At 69.2% G+C, this 23,383-nt stretch carries 30 protein-coding genes; 15 read left to right on the forward strand and 15 right to left on the reverse strand.

Annotation, left to right across the window (positions count from 1 at the left end; genetic code table 11):
• The first annotated feature begins 1 nt into the window (after position 1).
• Positions 2–487 (forward strand): 30S ribosomal protein S9, encoded by a 486-nt coding sequence (rpsI, locus tag FV242_RS19340; RefSeq protein ID WP_147908961.1) that lies wholly within the window; start codon positions 2–4, stop codon positions 485–487.
• 286 nt (positions 488–773) lie between these two features.
• Here rpsI and FV242_RS36115 read toward each other — a convergent pair whose 3' ends face one another.
• Complete coding sequence (locus FV242_RS36115; RefSeq protein WP_274533107.1) at positions 774–908, reverse strand: hypothetical protein; 135 nt, start codon at positions 906–908, stop codon at positions 774–776.
• Between FV242_RS36115 and FV242_RS19345 the strand changes: the two genes are divergently transcribed.
• On the forward strand, positions 907–2,154 hold the full coding sequence (locus FV242_RS19345; RefSeq protein ID WP_147940043.1) for a DUF3829 domain-containing protein: 1,248 nt from the start codon (positions 907–909) through the stop codon (positions 2,152–2,154). The two genes, FV242_RS36115 and FV242_RS19345, sit on opposite strands and share 2 nt — an antisense overlap.
• A 205-nt stretch (positions 2,155–2,359) precedes the next feature.
• Here the strand turns inward: FV242_RS19345 and FV242_RS19350 are convergent, their stop codons facing one another.
• A complete protein-coding gene (locus FV242_RS19350) occupies positions 2,360–2,953 on the reverse strand; it encodes a hypothetical protein (protein WP_147940044.1) in 594 nt (197 codons plus the stop codon).
• On the reverse strand, positions 2,950–3,234 hold the full coding sequence (locus FV242_RS19355; protein WP_210248942.1) for a hypothetical protein: 285 nt from the start codon (positions 3,232–3,234) through the stop codon (positions 2,950–2,952). The genes FV242_RS19350 and FV242_RS19355 overlap by 4 nt, the downstream gene beginning before the upstream one ends.
• Before the next feature lie 126 nt (positions 3,235–3,360).
• On the opposite strand from FV242_RS19355, the gene FV242_RS19360 reads away from it, so the two are divergent.
• Complete coding sequence (locus tag FV242_RS19360) at positions 3,361–3,759, forward strand: ABC transporter ATP-binding protein (protein WP_147940046.1); 399 nt, start codon at positions 3,361–3,363, stop codon at positions 3,757–3,759.
• Between the two features lie 14 nt (positions 3,760–3,773).
• Here FV242_RS19360 and FV242_RS19365 read toward each other — a convergent pair whose 3' ends face one another.
• The 7 genes from FV242_RS19365 to FV242_RS35600 all read right to left on the reverse strand — a co-directional run bounded on the left by FV242_RS19365 (position 3,774) and on the right by FV242_RS35600 (position 7,886).
• On the reverse strand, positions 3,774–4,130 hold the full coding sequence (locus FV242_RS19365; RefSeq protein WP_147940047.1) for a hypothetical protein: 357 nt from the start codon (positions 4,128–4,130) through the stop codon (positions 3,774–3,776).
• Between the two features lie 80 nt (positions 4,131–4,210).
• A complete protein-coding gene (locus FV242_RS19370) occupies positions 4,211–4,903 on the reverse strand; it encodes a hypothetical protein (RefSeq protein ID WP_147940048.1) in 693 nt (230 codons plus the stop codon).
• 11 nt (positions 4,904–4,914) lie between these two features.
• Positions 4,915–5,568, reverse strand: coding sequence for a hypothetical protein (locus FV242_RS19375; protein WP_147940049.1), 654 nt, complete (start codon positions 5,566–5,568; stop codon positions 4,915–4,917).
• Between the two features lie 10 nt (positions 5,569–5,578).
• Complete coding sequence (locus FV242_RS19380) at positions 5,579–5,857, reverse strand: hypothetical protein (RefSeq protein ID WP_147908967.1); 279 nt, start codon at positions 5,855–5,857, stop codon at positions 5,579–5,581.
• Positions 5,858–5,910: 53 nt separating this feature from the next.
• Positions 5,911–6,519, reverse strand: a complete 609-nt coding sequence (locus FV242_RS34680) for a hypothetical protein (RefSeq protein ID WP_187193635.1) — start codon at positions 6,517–6,519, stop codon at positions 5,911–5,913.
• A gap of 2 nt (positions 6,520–6,521) precedes the next feature.
• Positions 6,522–7,028 (reverse strand): hypothetical protein, encoded by a 507-nt coding sequence (locus FV242_RS19390; protein ID WP_147940050.1) that lies wholly within the window; start codon positions 7,026–7,028, stop codon positions 6,522–6,524.
• Positions 7,029–7,442: 414 nt separating this feature from the next.
• On the reverse strand, positions 7,443–7,886 hold the full coding sequence (locus tag FV242_RS35600; protein WP_246692782.1) for a hypothetical protein: 444 nt from the start codon (positions 7,884–7,886) through the stop codon (positions 7,443–7,445).
• Positions 7,887–7,940: 54 nt separating this feature from the next.
• Here FV242_RS35600 and FV242_RS19400 point away from each other — a divergent pair, with 54 nt between their 5' ends.
• The 3 genes from FV242_RS19400 to FV242_RS34685 are packed head-to-tail and all read left to right on the forward strand — an operon-like array spanning position 7,941 to position 9,844.
• The gene (locus FV242_RS19400) at positions 7,941–8,267 is read left to right on the forward strand and encodes a hypothetical protein (RefSeq protein WP_147940051.1); all 327 of its coding nucleotides are present in this window, start codon (positions 7,941–7,943) and stop codon (positions 8,265–8,267) included.
• Positions 8,254–8,772: a hypothetical protein gene (locus tag FV242_RS19405; RefSeq protein WP_147940052.1), complete on the forward strand. Its 519-nt coding sequence runs from the start codon at positions 8,254–8,256 to the stop codon at positions 8,770–8,772. The genes FV242_RS19400 and FV242_RS19405 overlap by 14 nt, the downstream gene beginning before the upstream one ends.
• A 52-nt stretch (positions 8,773–8,824) precedes the next feature.
• On the forward strand, positions 8,825–9,844 hold the full coding sequence (locus tag FV242_RS34685) for a hypothetical protein (RefSeq protein WP_187278481.1): 1,020 nt from the start codon (positions 8,825–8,827) through the stop codon (positions 9,842–9,844).
• An 80-nt stretch (positions 9,845–9,924) separates the two neighbouring features.
• On the opposite strand, the gene FV242_RS19415 is transcribed toward FV242_RS34685, so the two are convergent.
• Together FV242_RS19415 and FV242_RS19420 are read right to left on the reverse strand one after the other, a co-directional pair.
• On the reverse strand, positions 9,925–10,428 hold the full coding sequence (locus FV242_RS19415; protein ID WP_056186785.1) for a hypothetical protein: 504 nt from the start codon (positions 10,426–10,428) through the stop codon (positions 9,925–9,927).
• 10 nt (positions 10,429–10,438) lie between these two features.
• Positions 10,439–12,589 carry a M48 family metalloprotease gene (locus tag FV242_RS19420; RefSeq protein ID WP_147940053.1) on the reverse strand — a complete coding sequence of 717 codons (2,151 nt, stop codon included), beginning with the start codon at positions 12,587–12,589 and terminating at the stop codon, positions 10,439–10,441.
• A 199-nt stretch (positions 12,590–12,788) separates the two neighbouring features.
• Between FV242_RS19420 and FV242_RS35605 the strand changes: the two genes are divergently transcribed.
• Positions 12,789–12,929: a helix-turn-helix domain-containing protein gene (locus FV242_RS35605; RefSeq protein ID WP_274533561.1), complete on the forward strand. Its 141-nt coding sequence runs from the start codon at positions 12,789–12,791 to the stop codon at positions 12,927–12,929.
• 261 nt (positions 12,930–13,190) lie between these two features.
• Here FV242_RS35605 and FV242_RS19430 read toward each other — a convergent pair whose 3' ends face one another.
• Positions 13,191–14,672: a PLP-dependent aminotransferase family protein gene (locus tag FV242_RS19430; protein ID WP_147940054.1), complete on the reverse strand. Its 1,482-nt coding sequence runs from the start codon at positions 14,670–14,672 to the stop codon at positions 13,191–13,193.
• A 90-nt stretch (positions 14,673–14,762) separates the two neighbouring features.
• On the opposite strand from FV242_RS19430, the gene FV242_RS19435 reads away from it, so the two are divergent.
• The 3 genes from FV242_RS19435 (at position 14,763) to FV242_RS19445 (ending at position 17,212) form a co-directional block, all read left to right on the forward strand.
• The gene (locus FV242_RS19435; protein ID WP_147940055.1) at positions 14,763–15,680 is read left to right on the forward strand and encodes a DMT family transporter; all 918 of its coding nucleotides are present in this window, start codon (positions 14,763–14,765) and stop codon (positions 15,678–15,680) included.
• An 84-nt stretch (positions 15,681–15,764) separates the two neighbouring features.
• Positions 15,765–16,433, forward strand: a complete 669-nt coding sequence (locus tag FV242_RS19440; protein WP_147940056.1) for a GNAT family N-acetyltransferase — start codon at positions 15,765–15,767, stop codon at positions 16,431–16,433.
• A complete protein-coding gene (locus FV242_RS19445; protein ID WP_210248943.1) occupies positions 16,334–17,212 on the forward strand; it encodes an isocitrate lyase/phosphoenolpyruvate mutase family protein in 879 nt (292 codons plus the stop codon). The genes FV242_RS19440 and FV242_RS19445 overlap by 100 nt, the downstream gene beginning before the upstream one ends.
• 171 nt (positions 17,213–17,383) lie before the next feature.
• On the opposite strand, the gene FV242_RS19450 is transcribed toward FV242_RS19445, so the two are convergent.
• Complete coding sequence (locus FV242_RS19450) at positions 17,384–18,286, reverse strand: SDR family oxidoreductase (RefSeq protein ID WP_147940057.1); 903 nt, start codon at positions 18,284–18,286, stop codon at positions 17,384–17,386.
• Between the two features lie 98 nt (positions 18,287–18,384).
• Between FV242_RS19450 and FV242_RS19455 the strand changes: the two genes are divergently transcribed.
• Entirely contained in the window at positions 18,385–19,248 is an 864-nt protein-coding gene (locus tag FV242_RS19455; RefSeq protein ID WP_147940058.1) for a helix-turn-helix transcriptional regulator, read from the forward strand.
• Positions 19,249–19,458: 210 nt separating this feature from the next.
• Here the strand turns inward: FV242_RS19455 and FV242_RS19460 are convergent, their stop codons facing one another.
• Entirely contained in the window at positions 19,459–19,869 is a 411-nt protein-coding gene (locus FV242_RS19460) for a nuclear transport factor 2 family protein (RefSeq protein WP_147940059.1), read from the reverse strand.
• Between the two features lie 733 nt (positions 19,870–20,602).
• Between FV242_RS19460 and FV242_RS19465 the strand changes: the two genes are divergently transcribed.
• From FV242_RS19465 to FV242_RS19475, 4 genes are all read left to right on the forward strand, one after another.
• Positions 20,603–22,063, forward strand: a complete 1,461-nt coding sequence (locus FV242_RS19465; RefSeq protein WP_147940060.1) for a helix-turn-helix transcriptional regulator — start codon at positions 20,603–20,605, stop codon at positions 22,061–22,063.
• A gap of 75 nt (positions 22,064–22,138) precedes the next feature.
• Entirely contained in the window at positions 22,139–22,261 is a 123-nt protein-coding gene (locus tag FV242_RS36120) for a hypothetical protein (protein ID WP_281407080.1), read from the forward strand.
• A gap of 61 nt (positions 22,262–22,322) precedes the next feature.
• Positions 22,323–22,688, forward strand: coding sequence for a CsbD family protein (locus FV242_RS19470; protein ID WP_147940061.1), 366 nt, complete (start codon positions 22,323–22,325; stop codon positions 22,686–22,688).
• A gap of 94 nt (positions 22,689–22,782) precedes the next feature.
• A partial coding sequence (locus FV242_RS19475; RefSeq protein ID WP_147940062.1) for a PhnA-like protein occupies positions 22,783–23,383 on the forward strand: 601 nt, incomplete at its 3' end.

The following is a 23,383-nucleotide window of genomic DNA, read 5'->3' on the forward strand; positions in this document are numbered from 1 at the left end:
CATGGCGACCCTCCAGTCCCTCGCCGACCTCAACCGGGCGAACACCGGCGCGGTGGATCCCGCCAACGAGGCGCCGGTCCACGTCCAGAAGCTGGACACCCAGGGCCGCGCCTACGCCACCGGCAAGCGCAAGGACGCGGTCGCCCGCGTCTGGATCAAGCCGGGCAACGGCACGGTCACGATCAACAAGCGTCCGGTCGAGGTCTACTTCGCCCGTCCGGTGCTGCGCATGATCCTGCGCCAGCCGCTGGAGATCGCCGGCCGCGTCGACCAGTACGACATCAACGTCACGGTCGCCGGCGGCGGCCTCTCGGGCCAGGCCGGCGCTGTGCGCCACGGCCTCTCGAAGGCGCTGACCTACTACGAGCCGGAGCTGCGCGCCCCGCTCAAGCGCGAAGGCTTCCTCACCCGCGACGCCCGCGTCGTCGAGCGCAAGAAGTACGGCCGCAAGAAGGCCCGCCGCAGCTTCCAGTTCTCGAAGCGCTAATCCGCGGTCTCATCGACGGTTTGGAAGAGGGCGGTTCCTGCGGGAGCCGCCCTTTTTCGTGTTTGGACGCAGCGCAGGAAACCGGAATCTGACCGCGATCGGATTGGCTGTCGCGATGTCCGAGTTGGGTGGATTGCGGTCTGTCCGCTGATTGGCGGCAGATCGACAAAGCGGTCATCCAGCATTGCCGATCTACCCCGGGATGAAGAACCCCGGCGGAGACCAGCCAGGCCCACGTAATTATGAGGAAAGGCATCGCCGAGGAGGGTTCGGACCATCTTCTCGGCTACAATCCCGACTTGATCGATGCAACGAGGTCCATGTCGCCATCCGCAATCCCTAGCGTCGTCGTTCCATGACCAAGCGCTTCAACTTCGAGGACCAGAATGCGCAGCACAGCCTCCACGAGAAAGCTCGGCATGTCTCACCGTTCGGCCTGTGCGCTGGCCCTCCTGTCGGGGATCTCGGCCACACCCGTGGTGGCGGTCACGCCGGTGACACCGGTGGGCGTCGAGAGCTGCGACGCCTTCCTGGAAGCCTATGCCCAATGCGCGGCCAGCCCCGGCGTACCGGAAGCCGCTCGCCCCGGCATCCGCCAGGGCATCAACACGATGCGCGAGAGCTTCCGCGACTCGGTCCTGCGCAACGAGGCGGCGCGTCCGACCGTGGCCTATCAGTGCGCCCAGGCTCATGAGGCCGTGCGCAAAAGCTTGGTCGACGCATTCAAATGCGATTTTCCCGCCGCACCCGCGGCCTCACAGGCCCTGTTGCAGAGCCCGCCGCCATCGCCGGGCTCGCCTCGGGCGACCGCCCGCCCGGCGCCGACGCCCGAGGCTCAGGCGCTGGCAAAGGCCAATGCTTACACCGAGGCCCAGAACCACCTCGTCCGGTCGCATCCCCTGGAGCAGCAGTTGGCCGACTACCGGCGCGACAACGAGCGGGTGCTCAAGCTCGGAACGAAGTTCGGCGCCAACGCCTGGTACCACTTCGGCATCGTGGATTTCGATGGGGTCATCGACGAGTTGGAGAAGGCCGTTGCCTTGCCGGGCGTCGTGCCAGAGGTGGATGCTCAGGCCTCCCGGCTGCTGGCAGCCCTGCGTGAGGTCAATCCCATCCTGAAGGCGCTCACGCGCTATCAGGCCACACGCGAGTTCAAAGAGGATGGCTTCAAGTTCGCCCGCGAGCAGCACGCGATCCTCGTTCCCAGAGTCGACGCGGCCGCCAAGGCGATGGACGCGTATGGCACGGCCCTGTTCGAGCGCGAGATCGCCCGGGATGAGCTCCGCCTGGCGGCGCTGCCGGAGGATGCGCCGGCACGGCGCCTCCTCTCCACCAGCCTCACCCTGCGCCGCGCAGTCCGGCGGTTCGAGGCACTGGGACCGAAGGCGGATGTCGCTCCCTTCCTGACCGCACTCGGCGAGGTCTCGAACGCCAACCGCCACCTCGGCACGGTTCTCGACGGCATGAGCCCGAAGGCGAACTCATCCTGCACCGGCTACACCGACACGGTTGCAAGCGTGATTGGGCATGGCCGGGACGTCGCCCGGGACATTCGCGCCAAGAGTGATCCGAGCCAACCGGCGCAACGCTTCAACGAGACCTACAACCGCTCGGTACGCGATCTAGAATCTTGCCATAAGAATGAGAGTCGGGTGCGTCCAGGCTGAGGTCAGCCGAAGATCGCTGAAGACAGGACTGATGTCTCCTTCAAGGTAAACGCTCGTCCTTACGCCTCCGTAAGTCTGCGGGGAGACGAGCAGGTTGACGTCAAGGAGCGTACGTTCCACGGGTAGCACCGGCGTCTATTAATGAGGACGGACGGAGAGCGGTCGCTAAACCTTTGCGCGGGATCGCGATCGCGTCGTCCGCTCCTCATCGGGGCCAGTCGAAGTAGCGCCGGGCGGCGCCTCGGCCTTCCGCCAAAGGCCTCGTCAGCCGGCCGCGCCGGTCGATCAACCCCCATCGGCCCCCGACCATGGCGGATGGCTCGCGCCCGTCCGAGCGGCAGCCCTGGCAAACCAGGGCCTCGCCGCGGGCGTTGAACGGGAACGACCAGTCGAAATTCGTGGCCAGCACCCGGCGCAGGCGCCGATCGTGAAACGCGACCTTGCCGGCGTGACGAGCGCGCACCAACCCCTGCGCGAAGGGATCCGGCCCGTTGTCGAGGGGGAACACCGGCAGCGCCAGCCCGTCGCGGCGCGCCCAGAGCGAGCCGACTCCATCGACGACGATCTCCGTCACCCCACCCCGGAACGGCATGCGCGCGAGGCGGACGGGGTCGATGCGGACGAAGTCCCCCGCGCGGCGGGCGCAGTGCTCCGTGCGGGCGAAATCCGCGTGGACGTCACGGCAGGCCAGTGGGTAGGCGCCCCCGGCGCGCGCCTGCACGGCCTGCGGCGCGAGGCCGGCCGCAAGCCCCAGGAGGGCGAGCGCACCGAGCACTCTTCCCCGTGCCCTCAGGCTCACCTGAGGCCCCAGCGCCCGAGCGGGCCGGGCGCGCCCGCGGCGTCGTCCACGAACACGCGCCAGCCGCTGCCGTAGGCGACCTCGCAAACATCCCAGACGAGGCCGGTGTCCGTCCGGGTCGGCACGGCCGTGCCGGTGGTGGCTGTGCCTGTTCCCGCCGCGGCGCACGCCGCGATCGCCGCCGCCTGCTCGGGCTTGAGGCGGCCCGTCGCGGGGGCAGGTCTGGCGGATCGGGAGAACAAGCGGTCCAGGATCGCCAGCACGGTTCGGGCTCCTTGCATCGGCGAACGAGCATGGGCGTCCGGCCCCGGGATGTCACCCGCCCCGGTGCCGGTTGCGGGGCGGCCGCCCGTCAGCCACACCTCCCGGACCGGATCAGGCGGAAGAACCGCATGTCAGGAACCTAGATGTCCTTGAAGCTCGACCACTCCTCCGTGGAGGAACTAGACTTGGCCCTGCGCCTGTATCGGCGCCTGCTGGTCCGCCTGCTCCTGATCCTCGTCCTGGGCTTTGCCGGGGTGATCGGCTTGGCCAAGCTCAGCACGATCCTGTCGCCGCCCTACGGCGTCTACTTCCTCGGGCAGGGCCTGGTGACCTGGGGGCTACTCGGCCTCCTCGCCCTGCTCTTCGCGGAATTCTGGTGGGAGGGCCGCCAGATCGGCAAGGCCCTCAACCATCCCGGCCTGCTGGATGCCCCCATCGCGGGGCTGCTGGGCGGCCTCGCCGTGATCGGTGAGCGAGCCGCCGCCATCGGGATGGAGCCCAGCTTCTTTCACGGCCCCCTGCGGCCGATCCGCCGGCGCTGACGGGTCCGTGGCGCTCAGCGCGCCGGCCCCTTGCGCGCGACCAGACTGTCGCGGTGGACCGCGAGGCTCGCTCCCGCGCTCGCGAGGGTGACGGCGCAGCCGAGGGCGGGCAGCGTCCAGTCCTCCGCCCGCCACAGGGCCGCCGCGAGACACGCGCCGGCGCCGAGGCAGGCCAGGGCCAAGGTGGAGCGCCAGTTCCGCACCGCGCGCGGCTCGAACCGCACCAGGCCGTTCACCCACCAGACCAGGGGGAGCATCGACAGCCAGTAGAGGGGTTGGGCACGGGTGGGGCCGTGTGGTCCGGGCACGAGGCAGCCGATGACCGAGATGGTGGCGGCGACGCCCGCTACGAGGGCGAGCCCGGCCGCCACGTTCGAGGGATGGTCCTGGCGCAGGCGCTACCGGTAGGCCGGGTAGCGTCGGATCATAGAGCCTCCTCCCGGGCCGGCGCCTACCGCTTCCAGGCCGCGAGGCGCGCCAGGACGTAGGCCGGCACGCGGTCGGCCACGTCGAGGTTCTCTGGGCGCAGGGAGAAATCGTAGGTCAGGCCATCGCGGTGGACGAGGTAGGTGCAGGTGGAGACCTCGCGCCCGTCCGAGGTGTCCGAGGCGAGGCAGCTGTGCGGCGTCTGGTCGGCCGGCCGTGCCGCTTGCTGGGACGGGAGGCGGTAGAAGCGCCGGTGGTCGACGCCTTCGGAATAGACGAGGCGCTCGCCGCCGTACGGGTCGGGCCGCCACGGTGCGCCCTCGGCCAGCCGCGCATCGAAAGTGCCCCATTGCCGGGCGTGGCGGAATGCGAAGTGGCGACCGTCCGGGTCGCCCACGACGTGGACCACGAGGTCGGTGGCGAACGGGCCGGCATGGCCGTGGCTGAGGGGGCTGTAGCCGGCGAGGCCCGCCGCGACCTCGGTGGCGGGCAGCATCAGCCAGAGCGCGTCCGCCGGCTCCCGGCCGAGCCCCGGGAGCGCGTCGAGCCAGGGTAGGCGGAAGTTTCGGGAAAACTCGTAGGCGTGCGGCACGGCGTACGCGGTCCCGATGAGGCGGTACCGCGTGGTGCCGAACTGGCCCTCTGCCGCAAAGGCCGCGAGCACGAGGGGCAGGCCGAGGAGCGCAACGAGGAGCGCCACGCGTCGCGAGGGACGCATGCGGGACGTCCCTATTCCGGGGGGCCGGCACGGAGCCCGGCCGCTTCCGCCGCAACGTTGGCGCGGGCGGCGGCCTCCAAGCGGTCGTGGAAGAGGTCAGTCTGGTAGAGGCGCGGCCGGGCGAGGAAACGGTCGAGGACCTGGGCGCGCCCGAGCCGCCAAACCGCCTCGGGAACGGCGGCGTATTCCCGGCGGATCGCCGCCGCGTAGGCCGCGTAGACGGCGCGCGGCGCACCGAGCACGGCGAGATCGAGATCGAGGAGGAGCCGGGTCGCCGGTTCCGCGCTCGGGCCGTGTGCCGCCGTCGCGTGGATCATCGCGATCGCGGCACGGACGTGCGCATCCCCGGACGCCGGCCCCGCCTCGGCACGCAGCAGGTCGGCGCTGCGGGTTTCGTTGTCGTCACGAGCGGTGTCGTAGACGGCGTCGTGGAAGGCGATGGCGAGATCGATGGCGTCGCCGTCGAGGCCGGCGAAATCGGGATGCGCCCGCACGGAATCGTGCCCCGCGAGCAGCGCCGCGACGTGGGGCCAGCCGTGATAGTGCCGGTCCGCCGCGCCGTAGCCCGCGTCGAGGGCCCGCCACGCCGCCGCGCCGGGCGTGCCGACGGTACGCGCCCACAGGGCGTCGAACCGCGCGCGAAGGGAGGCGTCCCTGACTTCCATCGCACCGGCCTCAGTTCACGCGGTGGCAGGTCGAGGTGGTCTCGGATGCCCCGCGCATCCCACCCGCCGGCCGCACCTCGCAGACCACGTACTTGCCGCCCCGCTCGAGGGTGAAACTCGGACCGGAGGCGGAGACGATGCGGTGGCCGCCGTTGAGGAGCGCGCTCATGGGCTCCTCCACCGGCACCCAGGTCGTGGCCGGGCGCGGCGGCGCGGCCGGGGCCTGGGCGACGGCCGGGCCGGTCACGAGGATCAGCGGGAGGAGGGTGTGGGACAGCGTTCGGCGCATGGGACATCCTGTGGTCGGGGGCGGGCCTTCGGCCCGTTCGAGCGGCGAGGGGGTCAGGGAGTCACCACGGCGAGGTCAGCCGCCGGCAGCCAGCCGATGACCGGGGCCTTCTCCCCCCGGTAGCGCACGCGCACCCAGGCGCCCCGCCGCTCCAGCACCGCGACGGGATCGAGCCGGACGAGGTAGGGCGCTCGGGCCGGAGCCGGGCCGGGTTCCGGCCGGAAGGCCGTGCGCTCGGCCGTCACGAGGCCGACGCCGATCCATCCGGACGGGGTCGCTGCCGCACGCCGCGAGAGCGCGTAGGGGGTCCCCACCATGGTTCCCGTGGTCATCGAACAACCGCCGTGATCCTCCACGAGGGTCAGGGCGGCGCCGTCGGGGGTAAAGGCGAGGTCCCCCGGGATGCGCTCCGGCTCGTCGGGAAACCACGTCTCGACCTTGGCCCGGTCGCCCGCGAGGGTGCCGCGCAGGAGGAAGACGCAGGCGAATTGCGGGCTACCGGCATCGACCGCCCCCCGCTGCTCGGCGAAGACCCCCGCCACCGCATCGCCGGAGATCGCCAGCGTCAGGCTGTCGTAGGTGCCGGACCGGGCGGCCGGCTCACCCGCCGCCGCGCCGCAGGCGGCGAGCAGGGCGGCGAGGCTCAGGGCGGTGCCACGCACCGTCAGAGGCCCTTCTCCAGCAGCTTCACCACGGCCTCGACCCGGTCCTTCGAGTCGGCGACGTTGGTGAACGGCCGCCAGTTCACGTCGAGGACCCCGCCGTCGAACGTGAGGCGCTTGGCGTAGTTCGAGGCCGGCGCGGTGTTCTCGTCGAAGCGGACGCGGATGGTCTTGAGCTTCGCGGCCAGGGCGTCGCGGCCCATTTTGTCCTTGGCCACCTCCTTCAGCCCAACGGCCAGGGGCTCGAAGATCGTCTTCTCGAAATAGTCCGGGTCGGAATAGTACTTGGCGTCGCCCGGGAGCGTGAGGTCGTCCCACGCCACCTCCACCGGCACGGCGAAGCCCGCCGCCTCCTGGATCGCCTTCTCCTGCGCGCTGTAGCGGTCCTGGCGGTAGGCCGCGATCGCCCGGCGCTCGGCGAGGCCGATGGTCGGCTCGGCCATGGCCGAGGGGGCGAACAGGACCGACAGGGCGAGCGCAGCGGCGAGGGCGTGACGGCGAGAGATCATACGGCGGTTCCTCGGTAGGACGGCCCCGGATGCGGGCTTGGCGTGACGGTTCAATGACGGGGCGGGCACGCTGTCAAAGTGAGACCCGCCCTCACGGGAAGATCGCTTTCACGGTGTCGGGGCGCAGCGCACCGGGCCGCCGGCCTCGACGGTGGGTGGGGCGGTCCCCTCTAGTTGTACGGGAAACGAGACGATGCTGGGCGTGTCCTTCGGGGCCTTTCCGGCCCGATAACTCCCGGCGCAGGCCTTCACGGGCGCCGGCAGCGCCGCGACGGCGGGTGGAAGCGGCCCGTCGCGGGCGATCCGCGCCCAGCACGCGGCGCCGTGCTTCGGGATCGAGCAGGCCCCCTGCACACCGCGCTGGAACCCGAGCCGCAGGGTCCCGTCCGCAACCGCGAAGGTGTCGATGCCGGCCTAGGCGGTCGTGTCCCGGATCAGGGTGCGGCCCGTGCCCGCGTCGAGCACCGCGAACGGGACGGTGCCGTTGGTGCTCGCCTGCTCGAAGACGAGGAACCCGCCCGTGCGGCCGAGGAAGCGCTGGCCGGCGGTCGCCAGGATGCGCGCACCCGGCCCCGGCGCGGTGGCGCAGGCGGGGGCGGCGCCGTTCGCGAGGGGCACGAGGGTCGCGTCCTCGGGGTCCGGCGTGTCGGCGTCGCTCTCGCGCACCATGAGATCGCGGTAGGTGGTGCAGGTGATCTGCTTGCCCTCCCCCGACATCTTGCCCTCTCCAGACGTCGCGGTCTCGGTCTTCGCGGGCGACTCGAACCGCGCCGCCTCCCATCCCGCCGCCACTGACGGGGCGGGGAGGCACGCTGCGAGGAGCGCGAAGCGGGCGGCGGGGAGAAGGCTGCGTCTCATGCGGGTTCCCTGTATACGGCGCGGGACGCCCGAAGAAAGGCAGGATGGAGAGCCATGCGGACCGTTCTCTCCAAGGTAGCCAAGCGTTCTGCCGGGCCGCTCGCAACGCTTCTCGCCGCGCCGCTCCTCGGGCCGCTCGCCGTCCGGGCCGAGCCCGCTCTGCCGGGCGACGTGACGGCGTACGTGACGCGGCTGCAGGACTGCAACCACTGGGGCGGGGAGGATGCCACGGACGCGGCGCGCGGCCGGGCCATCGCGGCGGCCGTGAAGCGCCTGCGCTGCGACGACGCCGAGGCGGACGAGCGGACCCTGCGACGGCGCTACCGGGGCGACCCCGCCGTCCCGAAGGCCCTCGACCGGGCGCGCGATGCGGACAGCTGAGCGGGGGCCCGACGCCGGCGATCCGGTCCGCCGACGCGTCTTGCGGCTGCTGCACGTTCCGCTCCTCGGATTGCTGCTGGCGCTCGGCCTCGCCCCGGTCTTCCTGCTGTTTCCCCTCCTGCCCGCCGAACCCGGAACCGATCCGACCTTGCGGCCCGTCGAACTCTGGCTCGGCACGGCCCTCGTCGGCGGCCTCGTCGGCACCTTGGAGGGCGCGTCGCGGTCCCTCTACCGGGCGGCCGGCCTCGTCCTCGCCGTCGGCCTGCTCTCGATCCCGGTCCTGCGCGTCTTCCTCTGGACCGACCTTCCGGTCCCGCACGGGCTCGCGCGCTGGCTCGGCCTCGATGGGGAAGCCGCCCTCGACGCCCACCTGTACGAGATCTGGCTCGCGGCGTGGTTTTCGGCCTGGGTTTTGGCTTGGGTTTTGGCTTGGCTCGGCCTCGTGCTCCTGGGCCGGCACCTCCCGGCGCGACGCGCCCGCATCGACCGTGCGGCCGTTCGATGACGGCGCCGTTCGAGGATTCTGGTCGGGGATTCTCGGCGATGATCGTCCCGCCATGATTGCCCCTCGGTCCGACGGGACGCGAAGGGCGGCCCTCATCGTCGGCGGCTGCGGTGTCGTCGTGTTCGGCTGGGCCCTCGTCGCCTACGCGCCGGCCCCGGGGATCGCCGCGGCCGTCGTCGCGGTGCCGGCGTTCGCCCGCGCGGCGAAGCGCCGGGTCGCGGCCTTCCTGGCCCTGGCGGTCTTCTCTGCTGCCGTGATCTGGGCGGCGTTCGGAACGACGACGGGCTACTTCGTACTGAACCGATCGCGGCTCGACGCCGTGGTGGCGGAGATCGCGGCCATGCCCACCCTGGTGTCCTTCGAACGCGGGCGGGACGATCCTCCGGCGGAGGCGGAGCGAACGGCGTGGTGGGAGAGCACCCGCCTCGTCAACGGCCAGCGCGTCACCCCGTACCGCCCGCAAGACGCGCGCGACACGGACAGCCTGCGGGAGATCGACGTCCTGCGGGAACTCGGGGTTCCCTACGACCGCTACCGCGCCATCTGCGACGCCCTCGAACGCCTCGGGCTCGCGGGGTTCACCCGCGGTCCCGGCGGCGAGATCGGCCTGGACGAACCGATCCCGGGGGGCACGCCCTGGGGCACGTCGTTCGTGTACCGGCCGGACGACGTGTTCCGGCCGCCTCCGGGGCCGAGAGCGACCGCCGCCTCGCGCCGAACTGGTTTTTCGTGTCGCGGGGCTGAGATTTACCGAACAACGCCGCCGGGTTCTTGGAGGGAAGGGCGGGCGCGCGAGGCCTCCGCCGTGGTGATGGTGCCGGTCCCGAGCAGGGCCGCGAACACGAGCATCGGCACGGCCCAGACCTGCATCGGCAGCCCCCAAAAGGCGTGGTCGCGCCCGGCCGGCCCGAAGGTCGTGCCGTGGTTCCAGCGCCATCCGAGACCGAGGACGGCGAGCGCCGCGAGACTCATGGTGAGGCAGACCGCCCTGTCAACTTCCGGCCCGTCGACCTGCCGCAGGACGATCAGGGGCAGGAACATCGCCAGCGCCACGAAGAGGACGACCCAGTAGCCGCGCCCGGTCCAGAAGACGATCATGTGCTGGTCCTTATCCCTCGTGTTTCGGAGCGATCCGCCCGGGCCGCGACCGCGTTAGCCCATCGCGCCGGCGCGCCGGTTGCGCACCATCGCGGCGAGGGCCGCGACGATGATGACCGCCAGCGCCCCGGCGATGACTAGAAGCGTGACGGTGCGGTTCCACAGGCGGTCGAGGGCGAGATCGGTGGTGACGAGGTCGGGCCGGGCCGGATCAGCCAGCACCCGGACGCTGTAATCGCCCACGTGCATGCCCGTGAACACGGTATTGATCCGGCGCACCACCGTGCCCGTCGGCGTGGGCAGGGTGAGGGTCATGTCGCAGAGATGGAGCACGATCTTGGCGCTGCACTTGCCGTCGCTCACCCGCGCGGCGGCGACGGGGCGCGCCGTGTCCCGGATTTGCCAATCCGAGATCACGGGCGGGGCCGTGTAGACGGCGCATGCGACGAGGAGGGCCGCTAGCGCCACGAGGCCGAATAGGGTCCAGAAGATGTTGCCCCAGCCCTGGCGGGGCGGCGGCAGGCGCAGGGGCTCGGGGCGGTCGGCGGCGGTGTTCATGCTCGGAACCTCACGGGATCAAGGGAGTCTGGGAGGATTCGGAGGCCGCCGCGGTCTCGGCCAGGACACGGCGCGCCTGCGCCGCCTGCCGGTAGCGGCCGATGAGGCCGGCGAAGTCCTGTACAGACATCCGGTACGGCAGGCCCGCCGTGATGGTGACTATACGCCGGCCCGCATCGAGCTTCACCTTGCGGCCGCCCGGCACCCGTTGCGGGAACGGCGCCTCCGGCGGCAGCAGGAGGCGGGTGACGACGCCGTTCTGCCGGGTCGTCATGTCGAGGTCGGCGATGCTGTCCCAGGAGATCGGCCGGTCGAGGCCGGGCACCGCCACGGAATTGGGGCTCAGGATCATCGTCGTGCGCTCGCCCCGCCACAGCCGGAAACCGCCAATGCCGCCGAGGACCGCCCCGCAGGCCAGCGCCACCCCCATAACGGCCCCCGCCTGGCTGGCGGACAGGCCGGGCAGGCCGGCGGCGAGCCACAGGAGGGCGACCCCGATGAAGAAGCCGCCGGCGACCAGGAGGGCGATGGCCCCCGGGCGGGTGCTTTCGCGCAGCACCCGTGCCTCGGTGCCGATCTCCGCCACCGTCGCCTCCAGGTGCGCGCGGAACGCCGCGTCGCGGGTCCGCACCGCGTCGAGGAAGTCGTGCGTCGCCGCGCGGCAGAGGCCGGTGGGGTCGGCGAAGTAGGCGGCGAGCTGGCCGAGCGCGTGCGGGGGTGGCACCGCGGCCGCGGCGGCCAGGAGTTCGGTATCGAGGGTCCGTCCCAAAGCTGCCACGCGCTCGCGGGTCGGCGGATGGGTGTCGGTGGGGTGGGCCTGCTCCGCCTCGAGATGCGTCGCCGGATCGTCGAGGCCGCGCGCGATGGCGTGGTCGAGGCTCGCCGCCACGAGGTCGGCCGGGGCGGACCCGGGCGCTTCGGCGGCGGCGTCCAAGGTCTCGGCGATGCGGGGGGCCACGGCCCCGGTGCGCAGGAGCGCCCGCGCGGCGGCGTCGACGGAGACCGGGCCGGCGCCCGCCGCGTCGGCAGCGAACTCGCGGGTCCGGCTCCAGTGGCGCACGGCGAGGTGGAAGTTCTCCATGACGAAGACGCCGAGGCGCAGGGACGGACCGAGCAGCCCGAAGGACCCGGCATGTCCCTCCGCCACCGCGTCGAGGGAGCGCCCGACGCCGGCGTAGATGGGAAGGAATCGCTGACTGTAGACGGTGTCGCCCCCGGCGTAGTGGGCGAGTTCGTGGCCGATGATCGCCGCCACCTCGTCGCCCCGCAGGAGGGCAAGGTAGGGCAGCGGCAGGTAGAGGATCCGGCCCGTCAGCGGCGCGCCGCCGGGCTCGACCACGGCAGGACCGGCGCTGACGAAGAAGCCGCCCGTGAGGCCGACCACCACGGCCTCGGGCTTCAACGCCCCGAGCCGGTCACCCAGCCCCTCGATCAGCCGCCACAGGCCCGGCGCCTCGGCGGGCGAGACGACCCGGCCGAAGATCGACAGGGGGTCGGGCTCGAAGGCGGAGAGCGCACGGCGCAGGCCGAGCACTGTGGCGCCCGCCGCGACCAGGACCGCCCCGATGGCGACGACGGCCACGAACAGCATCTTGATCTCGCTGCCGCCCAGCCCGGGCCGTGCCAGCAACCCGGCCTCGAAGACCACGGCGGCGACGAAGCCCGCCGTGGTAAAGAGCACTTGGAGGGCGAGCACCGGCGGCAGCAGGCGGCGCATCCACGAGAAACCGGCCACCAGCGCGTCGCGCGAGGCCCGCCCCAGCCCCCCGAGAGCGGCGCCGGCGAGGAGCACGAGGATCGACAGTAGTGCGGCGCCCCCCCCGGCCGCGACGACCACGGGCGGGAGCAGGCGGCGCCAGTCCATGACCGTCGTCAGGGTCGCGACCTCGTCCCGGGCCGCCCGGGCCTGAACCAGGGCAAGTGGACCGCCATAACCCTTGCCGTTGCGGCGGAACTGCATCCGGAAATCGGGGCGCCCGTCCGGCGGCGCCCGCGCCTCCAGATCCGCGACGATCCGGGTCAGGTGCTCCCGCTCGGCGACGAGGTCGGCCCAATCGGCGCCGGCCCGCTCCTGCTCCCACAGGCCGAGGAGCAGGATGCCCAGGGGCAGGAGGACGGTGGCGGCGATCAGGTGCGTGACGGAACGCAAGCGCAAGGGCATGCGCGAATTAGCTACGTCAGGGATACCCGCCTCCTCAGATGCGTTCGGAGCCAGAACGGGTCACTCAGAATTCGTTCGCCGGACGCTCGTCCACTGGAATCGGGATGAGGCTGTCGTGCTTGCGGCACGAGATCCTATCGACCTTGCGGCTCTCACCCTTGATCAGGTCCATGGCGCCAGTCTTTCGATTGACCAGGAAATAGCTACTGACATCGGCAGCGTCCGCGAGGTGGTGAGTCGCATTCTGGCGCAATGGGCAGAGGCTGGTCTGGTCGAGCTACGTCGTGGCGCGGTCGAGATCATTGACAGAGGCAGCTTGGCCTCTGCCGGTAGACGGTGACTGCTGCACTCCAATGGTTCGGTGTCCGCTTCGGGGCAGAAGGTCAAGGTCCGTTACCCATGCCGAGCCGAGTTTGCCGGACGGCCGACGAATGGCCGCTTTCGGGAAGCGCTGATGGTGATCCTAATGACTGTGTTGGGTCGGGACCCGTCCGTCTGCTCTACGGCCGGGGTGGGTGGAAGGCAGAACGGCTGCTCGGGAGTGGATGAGGCTCTAAGCGGAAGCTGCCTACATCAGCTCGCACAGGCTATCCTGAACGAGCTACAGCGGAGGCAGCACGAATAGGGTAGCGAGTCGCCTGACTGCGTCGCGCAATTGCTCGGGCAGAAAACCGCCGAAGCCGAGCATCAGTCCCGGACGTCCGGGTAGCTCGGCGTACATCGGCGAGATCGGACGCATCACCAAACCGATGGCCTGCGCCCGGGCAGCAACCTGCACATCGTCCGCCCCTTCCGGCAGCCACAGCACGATGTGCATGCCCTGGTCACTCGGCTGAATGGACCAGCCCTCCGGCAGGGCCGGCGTGAGCGCTTCCAGCAGCACGGCCCGGCGCTCGGCATAGAGGCCGCGGATGCGCCGGACATGGGCCTCGAATGAACCGTCCTGCATGTAGGCGGCCAGCAGGTGCTGATCAGCGGTGGGGGAGTGTCGGTCGAGCATCGCTCGGGCACCGGCGAACGCCTCGACCAGCGGACTCGGCGCGATGACGTAGCCAAGCCGCAGCGAAGGAAACAGCACCTTGCTGAAGGTGCCGAGGTAGATGACCCGCGCTGGGCTGAGCCCCTGGATGGCCGGGAAGGGATGCCCCGCGTAGCGCAGCTCGCTGTCGTAATCGTCCTCCACGATCCAAGCCTGATTACGCTCGGCCCACGCGACGAGGGCTTGGCGCCGGGCCATGCTCATCGGCATCCCGACCGGATATTGATGAGAGGGGGTGACGAAGGCGGCGCGGGCCGTCGCGCAGATTGATAGGCCGCGTTGCACGTCGAGGCCTTGCTCATCCACGGGCAGGTGGTGCGTGAGGACGCCGAGGTCTTCCAACACGGCCCGCAAGCCCGGATAGGCCGGGTCCTCCGCCCAGACCGCATCGGCGCGCGACAGCAGCACCCGACCGGCCATGTAGAGGCCCTGCTGGGTGCCGGACGTGACGATGACGTTCTCCATTCCGCACCGAACCGCGCGTGCGCGGCGTACGTGATCGGCGATTGCCGCTCGCAACGCGGGTAGTCCGTACGGATCGGCGTAGCCCGCCGGTGCGGAGCGACTGGAAGCCCGGACACGATTGCCGAGCTTTCGCCACGTGTCGTCGGGGGCAATGCCGGCCGCCGGCACGGCGACCGCGAAGGGAACCTGGGGCTGTGACGCGACGGCACGGGCGAAGGCGGCCAGTCGTTCCGCCGCAGGCGGCAAGACCATTTCATAGGATATCAGATGTAGGCTCGACTCTGGCGGCGTGACCAGCGGCTCGTCGCTGAGCGTCGACGCGACACGGGTACCCGCACCGACGCGCGCGTCGAGGTAGCCTTCCGCCCTGAGCTGGTCGAACGCCTCGACCACCAACCCTCTGGCAACCCCAAGGGAGGCAGCCAGCGTGCGGGTCGATGGAAGCCGCTCTCCTGGCTTCAGTTCGCCACTCGCCACGGCATCACGCAGGCGCTGCGCGATCTGGCGGCCGAGGTGGCCGTCGCGCCGCTCGAAGGCTCTCAGGGAGGGGATCACAATGGTCGTTCGCTGCTTCGGCATCCAAGTGGACTAGCCGAAAACACCGATAATGGCACTCTACGCTAAACCATTTTGAGACGAAGGTAAGGTGCTCTCAGGGACCCTCTAGGCATGACGTCCAGCTCCGCCACCACCGTTCTTGGACGCCGACCGTCTCCGGCCTCTGCTCTCTCGACGCTTGGTCTCTTCGCCTTCGTGGTGGTGGCCTGGAGCCTCAACTGGGTTGTCATCAAGGTTGCCGTTCGGGAGATCACGCCACTCTGGGCCGTTGCCATCCGTACCGTTCTGGCTACCCTGGTCCTGTTTCCGGCGCTTTTGGCCACGGGGCATCTCGTTCGTCCGCCCCGTGCTGACCTCCCCGTCGTGCTCGTCATTGCCTTGTTCCACATGGTCGCCTTCGCGGCGCTCATGACGGTGGGCATGACATTCGTTCCAGCGAGCCGCGCCATCGTGCTGGGTTACACGACGCCGCTCTGGGTGGCGCCCGCTGCGTTCCTGTTCCTTGGGGAGCGCATCACGACGCGTCAGGCGATTGGCATCGCCATCGGGCTTTTTGGACTGCTTCTCCTCCTAGGACCGCGTGGTCTGGATCGGGGAAGCCCAGCGGCTCTCTACGGCAATGGCCTTCTGCTTCTGGCCGCACTCTCTTGGTCCGTCAGCCTCGTTTATACGCGCGGCCACCGCTGGACGGCGACGCCGCTTCAACTCATGCCCTGGCAGTGCCTGCTGGCTAGCTCGGTTCTCGTCGGGCTCGCACTTCTGGTCGACGGTGCGCCATCCCCGCGGATGAGCGCCTCCGTCCTCATCGCACTTGCCTATAACGGCGTGATTGGGACGGCACTCGGCTTTTGGGCAATGACCGTCGTGAGCCGCCGCCTGCCGGCAGCCAAGGCTTCTCTTGGCCTCTTGGCGACGCCCGTTCTCGGGATCGGCCTATCCGCCGTCTTCCTCGGTGAAGGGCTCGACCCGGTTCTCGTCCTCTCTGCGTTCGCGATTCTGGCCGGCGTCGCTCTCGGGATTGCCTTCTGAGTGGCAAGACCGTCCGGACACTGCTGAACGGATCAGGCTTGCCTTATCCAATACTCCCTCATCTCAGATAGATTACTGAAAGCTATGGATCGACAGAACTGGACCGGCGTCCCGAAGCCCGGATCTTGCGTGCTGGAAGGGCGTTACGCGCGCCTCGAGCCGCTGAGCCCCGCGCGACACGGTCCGACGCTCCTTCACTCGGCGCTCCGACCGGGCGCCGAGGATCGCTTCCGCTATCTCTTCGATGAACCACCGGTGGATGAGCCCAGCTTTGCCGCTTGGCTTGAGACAGCATCGACGTCGCACGATCCACTGTTCTTCGCCGTGATCGACCAAGCGACGGGACGGGCCGAAGGGCGCCAAGCCCTGATGCGCATAGATCCGACCCACGGCGTCATCGAGATCGGCAACATTCTCTGGGGACCGGCCATCGCAAGGACACGGGTGGCGACGGAAGCGCTCTCCCTCTTCGCCGCCTACGCGTTCGAGACACTCGGTTACCGACGGTTCGAATGGAAATGCGACAGCCGGAACGCACCATCGCGGAACGCGGCGGCTCGGTTCGGTTTCACCTTCGAGGGCATCTTCCGCCAGCACATGATGGTGAAGGGTGAGAGCCGGGACACGGCCTGGTTCTCGATCATCAGCCCTGAATGGCCCAGGATCTCGGCCGCGTTGACCGCCTGGCTCGCGCCCTCGAACTTCGACGAGGCTGGCCAGCAGCGGCGTCGGCTGGACGATGTCAGGGCCTGATGACGATGGATCAACCGATGACCACCACGGTGGAGAAGCGGAAGGCCTTTTGCAGCCTTCACGAGAGCGGCTTCTTCCTTCTGCCCAATGCCTGGGACCGCGGCAGCGCCGTTCGACTCGCCAAGCTCGGCTTCAAGGCCCTCGCCTCGACGAGCGCGGGTGCGGCATGGGCCGCCGGCCGGCAGGATGGGGAACTCGGTCTGGAGGCCATCCTGGATCACCTGAGGATGCTCGTTGCCAGCACCCCTCTACCAGTCAACGCCGATTTCGAGAACGGCTTCGCCGACCGTCCGGAGGATGTCGCGCGGAACGTCGCCCTGGCGGTCGACACGGGCGTGGCCGCCCTGTCGATCGAGGATTGGTCCGGAACCGCGATGTACGAGACGGCTCACGCCGTCGAACGGATCGCGGCCGCGCGCAGGGCTATCGACGCCATCGATCCCACGGTGATGCTCGTCGGTCGCAACGAAAACTTCCGTGTCGCCGGCATGTCGGTGACTGCCAGCATCGCGCGCGTCGTCGCCTATGCGGAGGCCGGCGCCGACTGCCTCTTCGTGCCCTTCATCCTCGATCAAGGTGCCGTCGCGGAACTCGTCGCGGCGGTCGCCCCAAAGCCCGTCAACGTCGTCGTGCACCAGTACGACGCGGGCATCCGGGCGTTCGCCGAATGCGGGGTCCGTCGCTGCAGCGTGGGTGGAAGCCTTGCCCGAAAGACCTGGGCGGCCTTCGATGACGCTGCAGAGGCCCTCAAGAGTTACGAAGCAGGCGATGGGTGCTGACAAACGAGCAGGTTGGAGCGTCTGCTTTCGAGCGACGGCCGAATCCCTGGCTACGTCGTAGTTGGGTCGAAACCCGTCCGTCCGCTCTATGTTGAGGTCAGATTGGTTTGCGACATTCCGCGGTCAACAAATGAGAGCGTCGAAGCTCGTTCACTAGCGTCGACCAACATCTCAAGACGAGGCACGGGAGTAGTCCATCCGCTCAAGGTCGGCCAGCAGGCTCGGTCCGGTCGGACGCCAGCCGAGCTGAGCCTGCGTCCAGACACTGGACGCTGACATGTCGTGGCCGGCGAACATGCCGAGCCACCCGAAGTGTCCGGCTACCTCCTCCGACGAGATGGCAGATACCGGCACCTTAAGGCCGCGGCCGATGACCTCCGCGATGTCGCGGGTGCTGACACCCTCCTCGGCGACCGCGTGGTAACGGGACCCCGCATCCGCCTTTTCCACTGCAAGACGATAGAGGCGCGCAACGTCGAGGACGGGACCCGCCGCCCAGCGGTTCGCTCCGCCTCCGGCATAAGCTGATACGCCTTTGACGCGCGCGAGATCGACCAGGTAGGTCACGAGCCCCTGCTTGACCGTGTCGTGGACCTGCGGGAGGCGCATCACCGAGACGTTCACCCCCTCGTCCAAGAGCTTCGCCGCCGCGAGTTCCGAGGCCACACGGGGGTTCGGATACTCGGCATTGAAAACGTCCTCGCGCGCCAGCTGCCCCGGGGCCGAGCAACCGAAGCCGACCCCGGACGTGATCAGGAGGGGACGGTTGGACCCCTTAAGCGCCGAGCCCAGGGCCTCGATGGCGCGCCGATCCTTCTCGCAGTTGGCGACGAAGTTCGAGAAGTCGTCGTGGTCGAAGGCGGTGTGAATGACCCCGTCGGCTTGGACGGCGCCGCGACGGAGGCTGTCGACGTCCTCTAGGTTGCCGAGGAACGGTTCGGCTCCGGCTTCGGTAAGGGCCCGTGCCCCGGCCTCCGACCGTGTCATCCCGAGGACCCGATGGCCCGCGGAGAGGAGTTCGGGGACGATGGCCGAGCCGATGAAGCCGGTGGCGCCGGTGAGGAAGATGAGCATGGGAAGCGGTCCGTTGGGTTCAGACGCCAACTATCCGCTGACTGTTGATCCCGTTAAAGTAGTGACCGTATCCCGGTATAGCGACTAACAGGATCGCCATGCTTGCCAGCACTGAAACCTCGCTCGGAGCATACCTGCGGGATCGGCGGACTAGGCTCGATCCTGCCGCGCTAGGGTTCTCGGGCCGCCGGCGCACGCCCGGCCTGCGCCGGGAAGAGGTCGCCCAGCGCTCGAACATCAGCGCCACCTGGTACACGTGGCTGGAGCAGGGACGTGGCGGAGCGCCCTCGGCTGACGTCCTGAACCGCATCGCGGTCGGGTTGATGCTGACTGAACCCGAGCGCGAGCACGTGTTCATGCTCGCCCTCGGGCGTCCTCCCGAGGTCCGCTACACGCCGAAGGAAGGGATCACCCCGCGCCTGCAGCGGTTGCTCGACACGCTTGAGGTCAGCCCCGCGCTGATCAAGACGGCGACCTGGGATGTAGTCGCCTGGAACCGCGCCGCGGCCGTCGTACTGACCGACTGGGACACGGTCCCTCCTGGCGAGCGCAACATTCTGCGCCGCATGTTCGGCGACCCGCGTGTGCGAGCGGCGCAGCATGATTGGCATAGCGTCGCTCGCTATGTCGTAGGCGCGTTCCGGGCGGACGCAGTGCGGGCGGGTGCCGCATCCGAGGTCAACGAACTGGCGGAGGAACTCAGTCGCACCAGCCCGGAGTTCGCAGCCCTGTGGCAGGAGAACGACGTCCGGGCGCACACGGACGGGGTCAAGCGGCTCCGGCATCCGATCCTGGGCTCCATCGAGCTGGAATTCTCGGCCTTCTCCGTGGACGGCCGTCCAGATCTGGGCATGATCGTCTACAACCCTGTCACGCAAAACGTTCGGGAAGGCATCGGCGCGCTCCTTTGCGGGGCCCACGACAGGATCGAGACCGAAAGTCCCCTTACGGAGCCGCTCTAGCAGCATATGGGTTGGTAGCAGCCCGCGACCTACTGCTCTGCTCAACGTCCGGCCTGGGTGGATTGCTGCACGTGCGCTTTCGGGTGGAAATTGGTAGAAGCAGACAAAGCTGTCCCGCCCGCTCGCGACCCTTCAGAGCCATTCGCAGTGCCCGCTTCTTGGCGATGCACCTGCGTGAACTACCTGTGCGGAGTGCTTGACATTCGAGGGTTAGAGTTGCGCCCCTCGTGCGGCCCATGCTGCCATCTCACCATCGGCAATCGTCAACGATACCCGCCAACGGTCGCTGCGGCGCAGAATATAGACGTGCTCCCATTCTGCGATGAGTGCTTCTCCTTCGCCCTGCATCCGGTAAGCCATCCGAGCCTGAGCGACATTCGGGAAGAGTTCGACCGCCGACAGCAGTTCGCCCACAGGCTGAACGACCCCTTGCTTGCGATAGAAGTCTAGCAGCGTCACGCAATGGTCGCGGAACGCCTCCCTCGGCATCGCAAAGTTGCCGGTCGGAGACGGGAACAGTCCAACCGGCTCCCAGAGATCGCTCAACGCATCGGCGTCGCGGCGAACGAACGCACTGACGTAGCTGTCGAAGAACGCTGCGATCTCATTCTGAAAGGTCATGGTCGTCCTATTCGGTGTTTCGGCTTACGCGATCTACCAGGACGCACCAGCCACCGCGAGGCGGATATCCGCTACCTAGCAAACGGCCAAAGTCCGCTCTCCACCCCGAGCCGAAGTTGCCGGAGGGCTGACGAACGACCGCTTTTGAGAAGCGGCAACAGCGGTCCCGGTGGCTGGATTGGGTCGAGCCTGTGTGAAAACGCAAGCGCTTGCCGAAATTGTAGAACAATCCTCTACGCTGCAGACAAGCGGCCCCGCTGCAGGGCGGTTCTGACGCGATTTAGGCCTAAATTTCGGCGCTGCCCAGGTTGTTCTCGGGAAGATCCTTCTACCCCTTTGTCGTTTTCAAACATCCTCGGTCGAAAGCAGCCGTACAATGCTCCAACGAATTGGGTTCACACCACAGGAGATCCGTCGCCTTCGGGAAACGGGCTCCACGAGGTCGGTTCGTCGCCCTCGCCCAAGACCGGGACCAACCCTCTCCTGACTGCGTCCGCGAGGGCCGCCTCGTGCGGAGCCGGCAACGTTTCGGGGCCTCCGGCAGGGCCTTGATCGCCCTCTGAACATTGCAGAACCTTGGCCGTCCGCGCGGAGTCACACCACGACGCCCGATTACAATCCTAATTAAAATATACCAGCAATCCGATTGCGCACAAGGGAACAACCGGGTGCGCCGCCTGTTACCCGCCGCCGATCCAGTCCGGGTCGCATCAGGCAAGGCAGCTGAACCACCGTGACCGCGGGCGTCGACAGACACGAGCTGAGGCAGATCATCGCCGGCCTGACCGAGGGCGTCATCCTGGTCGAGCCGGATCAGACGATCACCTGGGCCAACGACGCCGCCCTGGCGATGCACGGCGCCGGCAGCCTGGAGGAGCTGGGCGAGACCGTTGACGCCTACCGCGACCGGTTCTCCGTCCGCTACCGCAACAACCGGCAGCCCGAGTCCTACCCGATCGAGAGGGTGGTGCGGGGCGAGACGTTCCACGACGTCATCGTCGAGGTGGTGCGGTCCGATAAGCCGGACGTCGCCTTCGTCCATTCCCTGCGCAGCCTGGTCGCCACCGACCGGGCCGGGCAACCGAGCTGCCTCGCGCTGATCCTCCAGAACGTCACGCCGCAATTCGAGGCCGAGGAGCGGTTCGAGAAGACCTTCAACGCCAATCCGGCGCCGGCCGTGATCACCCGGCTGTCCGACCTGCGCCACGTCAAGGTCAATGCCGGCTTCCTGGAGATGACGGGCCACACCCGCGACCAAGTGATCGGGCGCAGCGTCTACGAGGTCGACGTGCTGGCCGACGCCAAGCAGCGCGAGCTGGCGGTGACGCGGCTCAATGCGGGCGCGACCATCCCGCAGATGGAGGCCTGCCTGCGGCTGCCGGATGGCGGCACCCGCTTCGTCATCGTGGCCGGCCAGCCGATGGAGATGGGCGACGAGCCGTGCATGCTCTTCACCTTCGCGGATCTGGAGCTGCGCAAGAAGGCCGAGACCTCCCTGCGCCAGAGCGAGTCCCGCTTCGCCACCGCGTTCCGGATGACCCCGGTGCCGACCCTCCTCGCCCGGGCCGACGGATTCGCCATCACGGCCATCAACGAGGCCTTCCCGCGGATCTTCGGCTACGGCCCGGACAAGTCCGTGGGCCGCTCCGCCGCGGAACTGGGCCTGTGGATCTCGGATAGCGCCCGGACGAAGTTCGAGGCCACGGTCCGGCGCACCGGCTACGTGCTCGGCCTCGAGACCTGCATGCGGCACGAGGACGGGACCGAGATCGACTGCCTGGTGTCGGCCGAGCGGGTGGTGATCGGCGAGGACGACTACGTCCTGGCGGTGCTCCAGGACATCACCGAGCGCAAGCGCTCCGAGCGCGACCTGTTCACTGCGATCGAGACCGTGATGGCCGACACCTCGTGGTTCAGCCGCGGCCTGATCGAGAAGCTCGCGGGCCTGCGCCATCCCGGCCGCGACAGCACCGACGAGGGCGTCCAGAGCCTCACGGTCCGGGAACGCCAGATCCTCGGGCTGGTCTGCGCCGGCCTCTCCGACGAGGCCATCGCCAAGCGTCTGAACCTGTCGCGCAACACCGTGCGCAACCACGCCGCCGCCCTCTACCGCAAGCTCGGGGTCCACAAACGCACCGAGGTGATCGTCTGGGGCCGGGACAATGGCTTCACCACGCGGGAAGCTAGTACATAAGTTCGAGCAAATCGGTAAAATTATACCATTGAACCAGCGATATCAGACCCCACTCTAGTATCGCCAGGATCAACAATGGGTTTGACCATCGAAACCCATCCCACGCTGACCGGCGCCGCGGAGATCCCCGCCGGCGGCCAGGCTCAGCACTCTTCGCAGACGTCCGACGCGAAACCCGGGATCCCGCGCAACGCGTAGGCCGGGTCGAGCGGCGCACGACCACCAAGCCACCCGCCGACCGCCAGACAGGAGAGACACCATGGTTGATACGGATCGCGTGACGGGCGCCGCCAAGGCGTTCGTCGGCAAGGCGCAGGGCGCCGTCGGCGACCTCACCGGCTCGAAGAGCGACTCGGTCGAGGGGCGCTTCCGCGAGGCACAGGGCTCCGCCGAGAACCTCTACGGCCAGGCCAAGGACACGGTCCGGCAGGCGGCCGACCAGGCCGCCGACTACGCCGACGAGGCCGGCCACTACGCCGAGGACGCCTACGAGCATGCCGGCGACTACGCCCGCCGGGGCAGCCGCGCCGTGGCCCGGCAGGTCGAGGAAAGCCCGATCGTCGCGCTGCTGATCGCCGGAGCGGTCGGGTACGGCCTCGCCCTGCTGATGCACGCCCGCCGCTGAGGCCGAGCCGCGCATCCGGGGCGACCCCGATACGACGACCAAGACGATGACGACCAAGACGACGACCAAGACGACGACGACCAGGAGTTACCCAGTGGCCGCTTCCCCCAACCTCTCGACCACACCGCTCGCCCATGCGAGCGACTCGCGAACCGTCCTGCTCCACCAAGTGTCCTGGGGCGCGATCTTCGCCGGCGCCACCACGGCCCTGGTCGCCCAGGTCATCTTCAACATGCTCGGCGTCGGCATCGGGCTGTCCAGCGTCGGCATGAACGCCGCCGACAACCCGGCCGCCTCGACCCTGTCGATGAGCGCCGGCATCTGGTTCGTCGCCTCCGGCATCGTCGCCTCGCTGATCGGCGGCCTCCTGGCCGGCCGGCTCTCGGGCAAGCCCGTGGCCGGCGCCGCCGGCCTGCACGGTCTGGTGTCCTGGGCGGTGACCACCCTGGTGGTGCTGTACCTGCTGACCTCGGCGGTCGGCGGCATCGTCGGTGGCGCGTTCAGCGGCGTGACCAGCACCCTGGGCGGGGCCGGCTCGCTCGTCGGCGGCACCGTGCAGACGGCCGCCCAGGCCGCCGCGCCGTCGCTGTCCAAGATCACGAACCCGCTCGACGGGATCGAGAGCACGGTCCGCCAGCAGGCCGCCGGCCAGGACCCGCAGGCCGCCCGTGACGCCGCCGTCGCCGCCGTGAAGG

Origin of the sequence: Methylobacterium sp. WL64 (genome assembly GCF_008039945.1) — a bacterium.
Lineage (GTDB): Bacteria > Pseudomonadota > Alphaproteobacteria > Rhizobiales > Beijerinckiaceae > Methylobacterium.

Bases quoted from the DNA above. Each gene is read 5' to 3' on its own strand.
- rpsI (WP_147908961.1), top strand. From the start codon at position 2: ATGGCGACCCTCCAGTCCCTCGCCGACCTCAACCGGGCGAACACCGGC.
- FV242_RS19345 (WP_147940043.1), top strand. From the start codon at position 907: ATGTCTCACCGTTCGGCCTGTGCGCTGGCCCTCCTGTCGGGGATCTCG.
- FV242_RS36115 (WP_274533107.1), bottom strand. From the start codon at position 908: ATGCCGAGCTTTCTCGTGGAGGCTGTGCTGCGCATTCTGGTCCTCGAA.
- FV242_RS19355 (WP_210248942.1), bottom strand. From the start codon at position 3,234: ATGCAAGGAGCCCGAACCGTGCTGGCGATCCTGGACCGCTTGTTCTCC.
- FV242_RS19360 (WP_147940046.1), top strand. From the start codon at position 3,361: ATGTCCTTGAAGCTCGACCACTCCTCCGTGGAGGAACTAGACTTGGCC.
- FV242_RS19370 (WP_147940048.1), bottom strand. From the start codon at position 4,903: ATGCGTCCCTCGCGACGCGTGGCGCTCCTCGTTGCGCTCCTCGGCCTG.
- FV242_RS19375 (WP_147940049.1), bottom strand. From the start codon at position 5,568: ATGGAAGTCAGGGACGCCTCCCTTCGCGCGCGGTTCGACGCCCTGTGG.
- FV242_RS19380 (WP_147908967.1), bottom strand. From the start codon at position 5,857: ATGCGCCGAACGCTGTCCCACACCCTCCTCCCGCTGATCCTCGTGACC.
- FV242_RS19390 (WP_147940050.1), bottom strand. From the start codon at position 7,028: ATGATCTCTCGCCGTCACGCCCTCGCCGCTGCGCTCGCCCTGTCGGTC.
- FV242_RS35600 (WP_246692782.1), bottom strand. From the start codon at position 7,886: ATGAGACGCAGCCTTCTCCCCGCCGCCCGCTTCGCGCTCCTCGCAGCG.
- FV242_RS19400 (WP_147940051.1), top strand. From the start codon at position 7,941: ATGCGGACCGTTCTCTCCAAGGTAGCCAAGCGTTCTGCCGGGCCGCTC.
- FV242_RS19405 (WP_147940052.1), top strand. From the start codon at position 8,254: ATGCGGACAGCTGAGCGGGGGCCCGACGCCGGCGATCCGGTCCGCCGA.
- FV242_RS34685 (WP_187278481.1), top strand. From the start codon at position 8,825: ATGATTGCCCCTCGGTCCGACGGGACGCGAAGGGCGGCCCTCATCGTC.
- FV242_RS19415 (WP_056186785.1), bottom strand. From the start codon at position 10,428: ATGAACACCGCCGCCGACCGCCCCGAGCCCCTGCGCCTGCCGCCGCCC.
- FV242_RS19420 (WP_147940053.1), bottom strand. From the start codon at position 12,589: ATGCCCTTGCGCTTGCGTTCCGTCACGCACCTGATCGCCGCCACCGTC.
- FV242_RS19430 (WP_147940054.1), bottom strand. From the start codon at position 14,672: ATGCCGAAGCAGCGAACGACCATTGTGATCCCCTCCCTGAGAGCCTTC.
- FV242_RS19435 (WP_147940055.1), top strand. From the start codon at position 14,763: ATGACGTCCAGCTCCGCCACCACCGTTCTTGGACGCCGACCGTCTCCG.
- FV242_RS19440 (WP_147940056.1), top strand. From the start codon at position 15,765: ATGGATCGACAGAACTGGACCGGCGTCCCGAAGCCCGGATCTTGCGTG.
- FV242_RS19445 (WP_210248943.1), top strand. From the start codon at position 16,334: ATGGCCCAGGATCTCGGCCGCGTTGACCGCCTGGCTCGCGCCCTCGAA.
- FV242_RS19450 (WP_147940057.1), bottom strand. From the start codon at position 18,286: ATGCTCATCTTCCTCACCGGCGCCACCGGCTTCATCGGCTCGGCCATC.
- FV242_RS19455 (WP_147940058.1), top strand. From the start codon at position 18,385: ATGCTTGCCAGCACTGAAACCTCGCTCGGAGCATACCTGCGGGATCGG.
- FV242_RS19460 (WP_147940059.1), bottom strand. From the start codon at position 19,869: ATGACCTTTCAGAATGAGATCGCAGCGTTCTTCGACAGCTACGTCAGT.
- FV242_RS36120 (WP_281407080.1), top strand. From the start codon at position 22,139: ATGGGTTTGACCATCGAAACCCATCCCACGCTGACCGGCGCCGCGGAG.
- FV242_RS19470 (WP_147940061.1), top strand. From the start codon at position 22,323: ATGGTTGATACGGATCGCGTGACGGGCGCCGCCAAGGCGTTCGTCGGC.